12 protein-coding genes and 1 pseudogene are annotated in these 13,062 nt (G+C 73.7%); 3 read left to right on the forward strand and 10 right to left on the reverse strand.

Features of this window, described 5'->3' with window-relative positions; genetic code table 11:
• From VR45_RS12840 to VR45_RS12880, 9 genes are all read right to left on the reverse strand, one after another.
• A partial coding sequence (locus tag VR45_RS12840) for an ATP-binding cassette domain-containing protein (RefSeq protein ID WP_045939845.1) occupies positions 1 to 1,094 on the reverse strand: 1,094 nt, incomplete at its 3' end.
• Complete coding sequence (locus VR45_RS12845) at positions 1,091 to 1,885, reverse strand: ABC transporter permease subunit (RefSeq protein WP_045939846.1); 795 nt, start codon at positions 1,883 to 1,885, stop codon at positions 1,091 to 1,093. The genes VR45_RS12840 and VR45_RS12845, both read right to left, overlap by 4 nt.
• A complete protein-coding gene (locus VR45_RS12850) occupies positions 1,882 to 2,826 on the reverse strand; it encodes an ABC transporter permease (RefSeq protein WP_045939847.1) in 945 nt (314 codons plus the stop codon). Before VR45_RS12850 ends, VR45_RS12845 begins: the two co-directional genes overlap by 4 nt.
• Complete coding sequence (locus VR45_RS12855) at positions 2,823 to 4,370, reverse strand: ABC transporter substrate-binding protein (RefSeq protein WP_045939848.1); 1,548 nt, start codon at positions 4,368 to 4,370, stop codon at positions 2,823 to 2,825. Before VR45_RS12855 ends, VR45_RS12850 begins: the two co-directional genes overlap by 4 nt.
• Positions 4,367 to 5,227 (reverse strand): class I SAM-dependent methyltransferase, encoded by an 861-nt coding sequence (locus VR45_RS12860; RefSeq protein ID WP_045939849.1) that lies wholly within the window; start codon positions 5,225 to 5,227, stop codon positions 4,367 to 4,369. The genes VR45_RS12855 and VR45_RS12860 overlap by 4 nt, the downstream gene beginning before the upstream one ends.
• Positions 5,224 to 6,471, reverse strand: a complete 1,248-nt coding sequence (locus VR45_RS12865) for an MFS transporter (protein WP_045939850.1) — start codon at positions 6,469 to 6,471, stop codon at positions 5,224 to 5,226. Before VR45_RS12865 ends, VR45_RS12860 begins: the two co-directional genes overlap by 4 nt.
• Positions 6,468 to 7,526, reverse strand: coding sequence for a dipeptide epimerase (locus VR45_RS12870; RefSeq protein WP_045939851.1), 1,059 nt, complete (start codon positions 7,524 to 7,526; stop codon positions 6,468 to 6,470). Before VR45_RS12870 ends, VR45_RS12865 begins: the two co-directional genes overlap by 4 nt.
• A complete protein-coding gene (locus tag VR45_RS12875; RefSeq protein WP_045939852.1) occupies positions 7,523 to 8,593 on the reverse strand; it encodes a cysteine synthase family protein in 1,071 nt (356 codons plus the stop codon). The genes VR45_RS12870 and VR45_RS12875 overlap by 4 nt, the downstream gene beginning before the upstream one ends.
• Positions 8,594 to 8,681: 88 nt before the next feature.
• A complete protein-coding gene (locus VR45_RS12880) occupies positions 8,682 to 9,956 on the reverse strand; it encodes an ATP-grasp domain-containing protein (protein ID WP_045939853.1) in 1,275 nt (424 codons plus the stop codon).
• A 112-nt stretch (positions 9,957 to 10,068) separates the two neighbouring features.
• Between VR45_RS12880 and VR45_RS12885 the strand changes: the two genes are divergently transcribed.
• Both VR45_RS12885 and VR45_RS44010 read left to right on the forward strand, forming a co-directional pair.
• The gene (locus VR45_RS12885; RefSeq protein WP_052709044.1) at positions 10,069 to 10,533 is read left to right on the forward strand and encodes a GNAT family N-acetyltransferase; all 465 of its coding nucleotides are present in this window, start codon (positions 10,069 to 10,071) and stop codon (positions 10,531 to 10,533) included.
• 51 nt (positions 10,534 to 10,584) lie between these two features.
• Positions 10,585 to 10,833, forward strand: a pseudogene (locus VR45_RS44010) (leucine zipper domain-containing protein); the annotation flags it as partial.
• 114 nt (positions 10,834 to 10,947) lie between these two features.
• Here VR45_RS44010 and VR45_RS12890 read toward each other — a convergent pair.
• A complete protein-coding gene (locus VR45_RS12890; protein WP_045939854.1) occupies positions 10,948 to 11,757 on the reverse strand; it encodes an exodeoxyribonuclease III in 810 nt (269 codons plus the stop codon).
• 288 nt (positions 11,758 to 12,045) lie between these two features.
• Between VR45_RS12890 and VR45_RS12895 the strand changes: the two genes are divergently transcribed.
• Positions 12,046 to 12,819, forward strand: coding sequence for a GntR family transcriptional regulator (locus tag VR45_RS12895; RefSeq protein WP_045939856.1), 774 nt, complete (start codon positions 12,046 to 12,048; stop codon positions 12,817 to 12,819).
• The last annotated feature ends 243 nt before the right edge of the window (positions 12,820 to 13,062 follow it).

Raw genomic sequence — 13,062 nt, forward strand, 5'->3', positions numbered from 1 at the left:
AGTTGCCGGGCGAGGCGCGTGGCTTCGCCGCGGCTCGTCCCTCGCAGGCGGACGGCGGCGCGGGCCACCTGGTCCAGCACCGGGCGGTACTCGTCGAAGGAGGCGCGGGCGTCCTGGAACACGTACTGCACGGCGGCGAGGTCGTTCCGCGAGCGGTCGCGGAGGCTCGGTGCGAGCGGACGGCCGTCGAGGCTGACCACGCCCTGGTGCCGGCTGTGCAGGCCCGCGACGCAGCGGCCCAGCGTGGTCTTCCCGCTGCCCGAGCGCCCGAGCAGTGCCAGGCACTCGCCGGGGGAGACGTCCAGGCCGATCCGGTGCAGCACCCGCACACCGCCGGGGTGGGCGGCGTCGAGGGCCTCGACGACGAGGACGGGACGCGTCCGTTCGGCCGTGCGCGGCGGCGCCGTGGCCGGTGCCCGGAGCAGGCCGCCCTCGTGCGCGCGCAGGATCTGGTCGGCGGGTCCGGCCCCGACCACCCGGCCGTCCCGCAGCACCACGACCTCATCAGCCAACTCCCGTACCACGTCCAGGTCATGGCTGAGCAGGAGGACTCCGATGCCATGCCGGACCACGGAGGAGAGCTCGTCGACGATGCGGCGCTTCGTCAGCGGGTCCTGGCCCGTCGTCAGCTCATCGGCGACGATGACCCGGGCGCCGAGCAGCAGTGCCTGTGCCAGCACCACCCGCTGCTGTTGCCCGCCCGACAGCTGGTGCGGATACCGGCGCAACACCCCGTCGGGGTCGTCCAACTGGGCGCGGCGCAGGGCCTCGCGCACGTCGGCGGGGCCGCCAGCGCGCAGGCGGGCGACGTCGCGCAGCAGTGCGCCGACCCGGCGGGCCGGGTTCAGCGCGGCGGCCGGCTGCTGGGGGATGTAGCCGACCGCGCCGGTGGGGACCTCGATCCTGCCGGTGACGACGGCTCCGTCGGGGTACTCGCCGAGCAGGGCCAGGCCGGTGGTGGTCTTGCCACTTCCCGAGGCGCCCAGCAGGGCGGTCACCTTCCCCGGGTGGACCCGCAGGCTCACCCCGTCCACCAGCAGCCGGCCGGCCACCTCGACCCGCAGGCCGTCCACCGTCACCAGTGGGTCGGTCATCGCGTACGTTCCTTCCCGCCGCGCTGCAGGGCGGCGTCGAGCAGCAGGTTGGCGCCCATGGCGAGAGCGGCGATCAGTGCGGCGGGGACCACGACCGCGAACGGCTGGAGGCCGATGCCGGGGCGGTTGCGGTCGACCATCACGGCCCAGTCGGCCGCGTCCGGCTGCACTCCGACGCCGAGGAAGGCGGCGGTGCTGACCAGGTAGAGCGCGCCGACCAGCCGGGTGCCCGCGTCGGCGGCCAGCGTGCGGTGCATCGAGCGGACCGTGTAGCCCAGGGCGATCCGCGCCCACGACTCGCCGTGCATCCGCATCGCCTCGACGGCCGGGCGCGCGGCGGTCTCCACCGCCGCGGCGTGCACCACCCGGGCCGCGTCCGGGACGGCCACCAGCGCGACGAGCAGGCTCAGGCCCACGAACCCGGGGGAGAGGACGGCGGCACTGATCAGCACCAGGACCAGCGAGGGCACCGCGATCACCACGTCGAGCGGCCGCATCAGCAGTTCCTCCAGCCAGCCGCGCGCGGTGAGCGCGGCTGCCAGGCCGAGCGGTACGGCGGCGGCGTAGGTCAGCGCGGTCGCGGCCAGCGCCACCAGGACGACCGAGCGGCCGCCCAGCAGCACCTGCCGCCAGACGTCCCGGCCGGTGAAGTCGGTGCCCAGCCAGTGTCCGTCACCCGGCAGGAACGAGACCCCGCGCGGCCCCGCCGGGCCGGCGAGCACCGGCCCGAGGAGGGCCAGCAGCAGCGGGACGGCGATCAGGATGACGCCGAGGGCGAAGCGGGCTCTCATGCGGCGACCTCCGAGCGGGGGGCCAGCCGGCGGGCGGCCAGGTCGGCGGCGAGGTTGAGGACGACGGTGAGCAGGCCGAAGACGACCGCCAGGCCCTGGATCACCGGTACGTCGCGAGCTGTCACGGCGTCCAGCAACACCGTCCCGAGGCCGGGGATCACGAACAGCGTCTCGACCACGATCACGCCGCACAGCAGCCAGTCGCAGGTGCGGGCCAACTGCTGGGCGGCGGGGGCGAGGGCGTTGGGCAGCGCGTGCGTCCAGCGAATCCGGGCTTCGGAGAGGCCGTAGCGGCGGGCCTGCGCCACGTACGGCGAGGCCAGCGCCTCGATCATGCCCGCGCGGACCAGTCGGCTGATCGAGCAGACCGGGCGGGCGAGCAGGACGAGCACCGGCAGGACCAGCACGGCCGGCTGCTGCCACACCCCGCCGATCGCGGTCGGCGGAAGCCAGCCGAGTCGCAGGGCGAACACGGTGATGAGGAGCACGCCGAGGGCGAACTCCGGTACGGCGTACACCGCGAGGGTGGTCGAGCTGACCAGCCGGTCGAGCGGGCCGCCCTCGCGCCGGGCGGCGAGCACGCCGAGCGAGAGGGACAGCGGGACCAGCAGGGCGAGCGTGAGGGCGGCGAGCAGGAGGGTGGGCGCGAGGGCGTCGGCGAGGAAGGAACTCACGGGCCGCCCGCTGACCAGGGAGGTGCCGAGGTCGCCGGTCAGCAGATCGCCGCTCCAGTGGAGGAACCGCTCCCAGGCCGGCCGGTCGAGCCGCATGGCCGCGCGGATCACGGCGATCCGCTGCGCGTCCGGGTCGTCGCCGGCGAGGGCGTCCGCCGCGTCGCCGGGCAGCGCCTCGGTGAGGACGAAGACCAGGGCGGGCACGGCCGCCGACTGCCCCACCCCGAGGAGCAGTCGGCGGCCGGCCCAGGACCGGAGCGGAGTCACGCCAGCCACACTCGGTCGAAGCGGGCCCAGTCGAGGGTGTTGGCGGGAGCGTCCTCGGCCACGCCGCGCACGGTGGGCGCGGTGGCCACCAGCCAGTCCGCGAAGCCCCAGATCAGGAAGCCGCCCTCCTCGTGGAGCCGGCGCTGCATCCGCTCGTACAGGGCGGTGCGGGCGGCGAGGTCGCGGGTGGCCTGGGCCTGGGTGTAGAGGTCGTCGAAGTCGGCCTGCTTCCAGTGCGTGGCGTTGGTGGTGGACTTGGTGAGCAGCCGCTGCGAGAGGTGCGACTCGATCGGCATCGCGCCGGAGCGGTAGGAGGCGAAGGTGCCGCCGTCCAGGATGTCCTTCCAGTAGGTGTCCTTGTTGCCGACCTTGACCTCGACCGTCACCCCGGCCTTCGCGGCCTGCTCCTTGAAGATCCCGGCGGCCTCCAGGAACCCGGCGGCGACCGGGGAGGTGTCCAGGGTGACCTTGAGGTTCTCGGCGCCGGCCTCGCGCAGCAGGGCCCTGGCCTTCTCCAGGTCCTGGGTACGCTGCGGCAGGCCCGCCGGGTAGTACTGGCAGCCCTTGCCGAACAGGTCGTTGCCGATCTCGCCGGCGCCGGAGAGCGCACCGTCGACGAGCTCCTTGCGGTCGGCGATCAGGAGGAACGCCTGGCGCACCCGCTTGTCGTCGAAGGGCGGCCGGTCGGTCTTCATCACGAAGCCCTGCATGGCGCTGTTGCGGAGCCGGATGATCCCGACCTTCCCCTTGCCCTCGTGGGTGCGGGCGGTGGCCGGGTTCAACTCGTGGGCGTACTCGGCCTGTCCGCCGAGCAGGGCGCTGACTCGGGCCGACTCCTCGTTGGCGATCAGGAACTCCAGCTCGTCCAGGTGCGGGGCGCCCTCCCAGTAGTCGGGGTTGCGCCGGACCAGCAGCGAGCTGCCGGGCTTGAAGGAGACGAAGCCGAACGGCCCGGAGCCGACCGGCTCGGTGAAGACGTCGGCGTCCTCCGGGACGATGTACGCGCCGAACGCGGCCAGCACGTTGGGGAATTCGGCGTACGGCCGCTTGAGCCTGAACTCGACGGTGGCGGCGTCGACGGCGCGGCTGGCGGTGAGGTCGACGGGCTCCAGCGAGGCCTTGGCACGGAAGGCGCGCTTGGGGTCGGCGATCCGGCGGTAGCTGTAGAGCACGTCCTCGGCGGTGACCGGGCGGCCGTCGTGGAAGGCGGCCTTGCGGAGCTTGACCGTCCAGGTGTCCAGCGCCGCGTTGGGCTCCCAGCTCTCGGCGAGGCGGGGTACGGCGGCGAGGTCGGAGCCGTAGTCGGCGAGCTTGTCGAAGAGCGCCTTGGCGCGGGCGGCGTCGACGAACAGGTTGGCGAGGTGCGGGTCGAGGGTCTCGTTGCTGCCGCCCCCGGCGAACGCGGCGCGCAGCCGGCCGCCCTGTTTCGGGTCGGCGGCGTCGCTGCTCGCGTTCTTCGGGCTGCTGCCGCAGCCGGTGGCGGTCAGGGAGAGCGCGGTGGCACCCGTGGCGAGGAGGACGGTTCTGCGGGAGGGGGTGTTCACGGTCTGCTCGTTTCGTTCGGTGCCATGAGGGCGTCCGGTGCGGTGAGGTCGTTCGGTGCCATGAGGGCGTCCGGTGCGGTGAGGCGGGCGACCAGGTGGAGCCGGTCGGCGTCTGCCGTGTCGGCGGGGAGATCGCCCTCGGCCCAGGCGGGTTCGGTACGCGGGCCGGGCCGGTCGTAGAGGGCGAGGACCTCGAAGCCGTGGGCGGCCAGGAGGTGGCGCAGCTCCTGGGGGAACAGCAGCCGCCAGGCGGAGCGCTGCTCGATGGGCGGCGAGCCGTCGTCGGCGGTCCAGGTGCGGGAGCGGCGCAGGAGTTGGGCGGCGCGGTCGATCCGCAGGGTGGTGCGGGAGGTGTGGGTGACGCCGCCGCGGATGACGGTGTCGGTGCGCGGGGCGTCCAGCAGTTCGGTGCGGCCGAGGAAGAACGCGCCGTTGCGCATCTCGGCGACCAACAGGCCACCGGGGCGCAGGTGTCGGCGGCAGCGGTCGAGGAAGGCGTCGAGGTCGGCGTTGGTGTGGCAGTAGAGCAGCGCGCTGTCCAGGCAGATCGCGGCGTCGAAGCGCCGGCCGAGGGTGAACTCCCGCATGTCGGCGCGCAGATACTCCGGCCCGGGGTGCCGGGCGCGGGCGTGCGCGAGCATCGCCTCGGAGGTGTCGAGCCCGGTCACCCGCCGCCCGGCCCGGTGGTGCAGCCAGGCGGCGTCGCGGCCGGTGCCGCAGCCGATGTCGAGGACGTGGGGTCCGGCGCCGTACGAGCGCAGGACGGACTCGGTCCAGCGGGCGGCCAGCCGGTCGGGGTCGGGGAAGCGCAGCTCGTACAGCTCGGGGGTGTCGGTCAGCAGGTTGCCACTGGTCATCGGGATCCACTCGGTTCGCTGGGCTCGGTGACGGACGGGGCTGTATCGGGTACGGCCCCGGTTGCGGGGGCCGGCAGCAGCCGGGTGCGCTGGAGGGCGGCGACGGCGGCCGCGCCGGCCAGGCCGATCGCGCAGCACAGCATCCACGGCGCCCAGCCGACGGTGTCCATCGCGCGGCCCACCGCCGCGTTGCCCAGGGCGGCGGCCAGCCCGGAGACGACGTAGAACAGGCCGTAGTAGGTGCCGGTGAGATCGGGGCGGCCGAAGGCGGGGATCAGCTCCATGACGAACGGCTGCGCCGTCATGACGCCGAGGTGCAGCAGCAGTACGGTCAGCAGCAGCGCGGGCAGGCCGTCGTCCAGCAGCGGCGGGAGGAAGGCGAGGCCCATCAGCAGGAGCCCGGTGGCGATCCAGCGGCCCCGGCTGCCGGATGCCTGGAGGCGGCGGGTGATGCGCAGTTGGAGGGTCAGGTTGGCGAGGGTGCTGGTCAGGAAGAGCAGGCTGACCGCGCCGTCCCAGCCGGTGGCGCGCCGGGCCTGGTCGGGGAGCAGCAGGTAGAGCTGGCTCTCCAAGGCGTACATGCCGACCAGGGCGAGGGCGAAGGCCCTGAACCGCCGGTCGCCGGCCACCTCCCGCCAGTCGCGGAGAACCGCGGTGTCCGCCCGCGGGACCGGCCGCGCGGGCAGCGCCAGTGCCTGGGCCACGGTCAGCAGGGCGAAGACACCGGCCGCCGTGAGTGCGGCGGCGCGGAAGTCGACCAGCAGCAGGACGGTGCCGAGCAGCGGGCCGATCAGTGCGCCGGTGGTCGCGAACACGTTGAACAGCGCGAACGCCTCGGCTCGTCGCTCGTCGCCCGCCTCCTGCGCGAGAAAGGTCCGGACGGCGGGGTTGAACAGCGCCCCGGCCAGCCCACTGAGCACCGACGCCGCGATCAGCACGGCGAGGCCGTCGCCGAGTGCGAAGAGCGCGAACCCGAGGGTGCGCAGCGCGCAGCCGGCGATGATGACGCGGCGCGCGCCGAGCCGGTCGGCGGCCGAGCCGCCGATGAGGAACAGGCCCTGCTGGCTGAGGTTGCGCACGCCCAGCACCACGCCGACTGCTGCCGCGGAAAGGCCCAGATCCTGCCCGAGGTGGGTGGCGAGGTAGGGCACCAGCAGGTAGAAACCGGTATTGACGCCCAGCTGGTTGACCAGCAGCAGCCGGACGGCGGGCGGAAGGGCCCGGACGGAGCGGAGGGTCCTCACGCCTCCCCTCCCGGGGCGGGCGCGGGGAGCACACCGAGACCGGCCCGGTCGGGTGCGCGGACGGTGCCGTCCTGCCCGCCGATGCCCTCCCAGGGGTCGTGGGAGAGCAGCAGGTGCCCGTCCAGGTCGACCCAGCGGGCCCGGTCGGCGAGGTGGACGGCCGGCGCGATGCCGAGCGAGCTGGCGGTCAGGCAGCCGAGCATGATCTCGGTACCGGTGCCGTGCAGGGCCTCGCAGATCCGCAGGGCCGCCGTCACCCCGCCGCACTTGGCGAGCTTGATGTTCACGCCGTGCACCCGGCCGGCCAGCCGGACGGCGTCCTGGTGGCCGACGGCGTCCTCGTCCGCGACGATCGGCAGCGGCGAGGACTGGGCGAGGTCGGCGAGCGCGTCCGGGCTACCGGGGGCGATGGGCTGCTCGACCGCCTCCACGCCGAGGTCGGCGAAGAGCGGGAGCAGGGCCTTCGCCGTAGCGGGTGTCCAGGCGCCGTTCGGGTCGAGCAGCAGCCGGGCGTCGGGTGCGCCGACCCGGACTGCTTCGACGCGGGCCAGGTCCTCGGCCGGGTCGGCGGCGCCTGCCTTGACCTTGAGCACGGTGAACCCGGCCGCCGCGAGGCGCGCCGCCTGAGCGGCAGCCCGTACCGGGTCGGTGATGCCGATGGTGCGGGCGGTGGCGGCCGCCGGGGCGGCGGGTGCGCCGAGCAACTGGTGCACCGGCACGCCGGAGCGCTTGCCCACCACGTCGAGCAGCGCCGCCTCCACGGCCGCCAGCACCCCGGGCGACAGCTCGGGGAACATCCGAGCGTCGTCCCGGAGGCGGTCGAGGGCCTGCTCGGGGCTGGGCTGTGTCTCGATCCGCGGTCGGACCGCCTCGACCTGCCGCAGGATCACCTCGGTCGGCAGCCGGAGGTACTCGCTGCTGACGACCTCGCCGGAGCCGCTCAGCCCACCGCGGCGGACGGTGAGCACGACGGCGTCGCGGGCCGCCATCACGGAGCGCGATATTCGCAGCGGTTCGGCCAGGTGCAGCCGCCCGGTACGGGTCTCCAGCTTCACGGCCGCACCTCCAGCGGGTCGACGACGGTGCGGCAGCGGGCCCAGCCGGTGACCTCGACGGCGTCGGGGTGCGGGATCTCCACGGGGTGCGAGGCGGCACGGCCGGGGTCGAGACCATGGGTGCGGCAGTACGCGTCGTCGTAGATGCTGCCGAGATAGCGGTGCGGCCCGTCGGGGAAGACGGTGGCCACGGTCGCGCCGGCGTCGGTGCGGGCCGCCCAGGCGGCGACCAGGGCGACCGCGCCGGTGCTCCAACCACCGCTGACGAAGCAGCCCTTGGCGAGTCGGCGGCAGGCATCCACGGCCTCGGCCGGGCCGACCCAGTGGACCTCGTCGAAGGCCCGGTAGGCGACGTTGCGCGGGTGGATGCTGCTGCCGAGCCCGCGCATCAGCCGCGAACGGGCGGGCTGGCCGAAGATCGCCGAGCCGATCGAGTCGACGCCGATCACCCGAAGTCCGGGCCAGCGACGGCGCAGCGGCTCGACCAACCCGGCACTGTGCCCGCCGGTGCCCACACTGCACACCAGGACGTCCAACTCCTCGATCTCACTGATCAGCTCCTGGGCCATGGCGTGGTAGCCGACGGCGTTGTCGGGGTTGTTGTACTGGTCGGGCCAGTAGGCGGAGGGCAGCCGGTCCAGCACCTCGTGCAGCCGCGCCAGCCGGGCCGCCTGCCAGCCGCCCTCGCGGGCCGGGCGGTCGACGATCTCCAGGTCCGCGCCGTACGAGTGGAGCAACTGCCGCATCGACGGCTCCAGTTCGGCGTCGCCGACCAGGATCACCGGGTGGCCCAGGGCCTGCCCGGCGAAGGCGAGGCCGACCCCGAGGGTGCCCGAGGTGGACTCCACGACCGTTCCGCCGGGGTGCAGTTCGCCGCGCGCGTGGGCTCCGCGCAGCATCGCCACGGCCGAGCGCGCCTTCATCCCGCCCGCACCCAGACACTCCAGCTTCGCCCAGAAGCCCGGCTGGGGAAGAGGGAGTGGGGTGCGGATCCGGGCCAGCGGCGTGCGGCCGAGCAGTGGCAGTAGGTCGGGGTTGGCGGGGTGGGCGAGCGCGGGAGCGGTCATCGCGCACCGCCGTAGCGGTGGACGGTGCCCGGGCCGCCGTCGAGCCAGAAGAACGGGTACGGCTTGGCCGTGAGTTCGTCGAAGTGGGTCATGCCGGGACCGCCGAGCGCTGTTCGTAACAGGGCGTCAGCTGCGACCGCAGGTGTTCTGCGGTGCGGTCGGCCCGGCTTCCGTCCGGGTCGATGGTCATCACGTGGCCCAGGTACTCGTTGTTGCTGACCGCCCGGCGGACCTCGCGGCCCGGGGCGGCGAGCGCCAGTTCGACCACGGCGGGGTCCCGGCGTACGGTGTCGGCGCCGTCGACGGCAGTCAGCCGGCCGTCCCGGTCGGGCAGGAGGAAGGCGATGGCCGCGCTGGTCGCGTCGGTGCGACGCGGCGTCAGCTCGGGCCGGCGGCCGAGTGCGACGTCCACGCAGGCGGCGGCGAGGTCGACGCCGGTGACCCGGCGGACCAGTTCGGTGATCCGGTTGCCGGCCGGTCGCGGGTTGACCTCGACGATCCGTGGGCCGTGCGGCGTCAGCTTGAGCTCGGTGTGGGCCACCACCTGGTCGAGCCCGAGCGCCTTGAGCGCGGCGACGGCGGTGTCGGCGGCGGCCTCGGCCGGAGCGGGTTCGAGGTCGGCGGGGAAGAGATGGCCGGTCTCGACGAAGGCGGGTGCGCCGCCGATGGTCTTGCCGGTCACGCCGACGACCTGGACCTCGCCGTCGAAGGAGACCGTCTCCACGCTCACCTCGGGGCCGGTGAGCAGTTCCTCCAGCAGGACGGAAGGCTTCCGGCGCTGACCCCGCGCGTTCACCGGGAACTCGGCCAACGCCAGGTGGGCGTCGGAGAGTTCGCGTTCGTCGGCGACCTGGCGGACGTACATCCCGGCGCACAGGTCGACGGGCTTCACGACCAGCGGGTAGCCGATCTCCCGGGCGGCGGCGAGCGCCTCGGCGAGGCCGTGGCAGAGCGCGAAGCGCGGACCGGGGATGCCGGCCGCCGCGAGCCGGTCGCGGGTGAGGTCCTTGCGGCAGGCGGCCAGCACGGCGTCGGCGCGAGGGCCCGGTAGGCCCAGGTGCTCGGCCACCGCGGCGACCGTCGGCAGGTAGTAGTCGCAGGAGGAGACCGCCCCGTCGAACTCCAGGGCGGCGTGCAGGCGCTCGACGTACGGCAGCAGGGTCGACGGGTCGTTGGTCTCGGCGGTGAGGACGTTCTCGGCCGTGAGCAGTGGGTGCGGGCCCTCGCCGGGCGCGGTCGAGCGCAGGTAGTGGTCCAGGTCGCGGGTGAGGAAGGTGAAGCGGTGGCCCCGGTCGGCGACGGCCCTCGGCAGCAGCCGGCTCATGGAGCCGACCCAGCTCTCGACAACCAGCAGATGTGCCACGTGGCCCCCTCTCGGTGCGCCGGATCATCCGGCGCCGGGGGCGAACTTATCTGCACTCGTTGTCGTTTTCAATAAGTTGGATGGAAATGGTTTTCATGTAGAGTGCGGGCTCATGAACCGTCACCAGGTCCTCGGTTGCCAGGTCCGGCGCGCGCTGGTGGTGGCCGTCCTGGACGGCGAGGTGGTCGGCACCACCGCGTTCAACTCCGCCGGGCCGGCCCATCCGCCGCACCCCCGGCACCTCGCCGAGCGCTACCCACCCGGGCCCACCGCCCAGTTGCTGCGCGTCTGCGTCCGGGCTGCGCACCGCCGCCACGGGCCGGCCCGCCGGACGGTCGACCTCGCCTGCGCGTTCGCCGCGGACGAAGGCGGCTACGACCGCATCTACCTGCACACCAACGCCGACGTCCCGGGCGTCGAGCCGTTCTGGCGGCGGGTCGCCGAGGAGGTCTTCGACGCCCGGCCGACCGGGGAGCACGGGCCGGGCGTGGCCACCGTGCACTTCGAGATCCCGCTTGCGGTGCGGGTCGGCGGCGCCGGGCTGTCCGACGTCCACGGTGCGGTTCCTGCTGGCTGATCCGGGGACGCTCCGGCGTGCGGCAGGGGCCGGTCCCGAGCACCTCCGATCATCGCGGGTTCGCGGCAGACGGGCCGACACGCCCGCCCGACCGTGCACGGCAGGCGGCTCCTGATCGAACGCGTCCGGGCAGGACGCCCGGTCGCGCACATGGCCGCCGAGGTGGGAATCTCCCGCACCACTGCCCACAAGTGGGTCCGCAGGTGGCGCGCGGAGGGCGGGACAGGCCTTCGCGACCGGTCCAGCCGCCCCCGCACCACCCCGCACTCCACCACGGCCACGACCGAGGCCGAGGTCTGCCGGATCCTGACCCGCCACGGAATGAACCGGCGGGCCCACCAACGCCCCTACGCCGGCAACCAGGACGAACCGAAGCGTTCCCCGCTTTCCTCGAGGTCGACCAGCAGCCCTCCGTCAGAACTTGTGGTCGAAGGCGAACTCGGCGGTGACGGGTGCGTGGTCGCTCCAGCGCTCCGCATGGGAGTCCGCCCGCTCGACGCGGGCCTCGATGCAGGTGCTCGCGAGGTCGGGCGTGGTCACGATGAGGTCGATCCGCCACCCCGAGTCGTTGTCGAAGGCGCGGCCCCGGTAGGACCACCAGGAGTAGGGGCCGGTGCGGTCGGGGTGGAGGCGGCGGACGACGTCGACGTAGCCGGCCTCGTCGTAGACGCGGGAGAGCCAGGCGCGCTCCTCGGGGAGGAAGCCGGCGGCCTTCTGGTTGGACTTCCAGTTCTTGAGGTCCTCGGGGCGGTGGGCGATGTTCCAGTCGCCGCAGACCACGATCTCGCGGCCGTCGGCGGCGGCGCGGGTGCGGAGTTTCTGGAGGTGGACCAGGAACTCCGCCATGAAGCGTTCCTTTTCCTCCTGACGCTCGGTGCCGACTTCTCCGGAGGGGAGGTAGAGGCTGGCCACGGTCAGGCCCGGCAGGTCGATTTCGACATACCTGCCCGAATTGTCGAATTCCGCCGATCCGAAGCCGATGGCCGTCCGGCTCGGCTCCTGGCGGGACAGGACGGCGACGCCCGCCCGGCCCTTGGTGGCGGCCGGGGCCCACACCGTGTGCCAGCCGTCCAGGTCGCGCAGTTCCACGGGGAGCTGCTCCGGCTCGGAGCGCACCTCCTGCAGGCAGATCACGTCCGCCTCGGTGGCGGCGAGCCACTCGATGAAGCCCTTCTTGGCCGCTGCCCGGATTCCGTTCACGTTCACACTCGTCACCACGATCACCCGGGCAGCCTACCGACCGGCACTGACAGGACCGGGATCCGACGCGTCCGCTTGGGGAGTTGGCGTGAACGCACCATGAAACTGTGAGGTGGTCGTGCCGGGGGCCGCCATTGGTCTTGACCATCTCCCGATCGAGCCCCTAGGGTCACTTACTGCAAAGACCTTTAATAAAGAAGGACGGAAAAAGCCCGCTCTCCCACCTGCCGCAACAGCGGGCAGCGGGCCGGAACCGACCTCTTTCGGACACGGCCTTCGGGCACAGCGGAAGAAAACCGGGTGGAGGACATGGTGGGAACGACAGGGCAGCTCTCGGCGGTTCCGGAGCCGAAGTACTGGCACCTGCGCACGGTGCTGCTCCGCGCCATCGACACGGAGTTCTCCACCGGCCAGATCCTCCCCAACGAGCGCGAGCTCTCCGCCCGCTTCGGCGTCGCCCGGGCCACCCTGCGGCAGGCGCTGGACCAGCTGGAGCTGGAGGGCCGACTGGTCCGCCGCCGCGGCATCGGCACCCTGATCGCCGCCCCCCGGGTCGGCGTCCCGGTGAACCGGCAGGAGGAGGGCTGGCCCGGCGCCGCCCGCAGCCAGGCCTGGCGCACGGTGGACTGCACCACCGCGCCGGCCGCCCGCCGACTGGCCGCGGCGCTCGGTGTCGCCGAGGGCGCGCCCGTGCACACCGTCCGCCGGGTCCGCCTGGTCCAGGGCCAGAGCATGGCCTCCGAGTCGCTGCACGTGCCGGCCGCCGTGCTGCCGCACCTGCCCGGCTTCCGCGCCGAGAGCGACCGCGCCCGCTCGGTGCTGCGCCAGCTGGAGCGCCTGGAGGTCGACGGCGAGTCCCGCTCGGTCGAGCTGGGGGTCGCCGAGGCCGAGGAGGCCGCCCTGCTGGAGCGCCCGCCCGGCTCGCCGGTGCTGGTGATGACCACCCAGTACGCCGCCGCCGGCCGCCTCGTCGCGCTCGCCGTCGCGACCTACCGCGCGGACACCTGCAAGCTCACCTTCGGCGAGACCGGCCTGGTCGAGGTCACCCCCGTCGGCGCCACCCCCGTGGGTGCCGCCGCCTCCTGAACCACTCGCCTCCTGAACCACTTCCGAAAACCCTCAGACCCAGGCCCGGACGCCCCACAGGCGTCCGGGCCTGGGTCGTTTACGTTCCTCACCGGCCCGGACTTCGGACCGGCCTGACGGGGGACGGGGCAGCGGGCGCCGGACCCTCCGCACGGGCCGACGGCCTCCAGCAGGGACCTGTGCTGCTGGAGGCCGTCACCGGCCGCGGTGGCGGGCCACCGGGATCGGCAGCCGCTCGGCTCA

It is taken from the genome of Streptomyces sp. NRRL S-495 (assembly GCF_000966955.1).
In the GTDB taxonomy this organism is placed as follows: Bacteria; Actinomycetota; Actinomycetes; order Streptomycetales; family Streptomycetaceae; genus Kitasatospora; species Kitasatospora purpeofusca.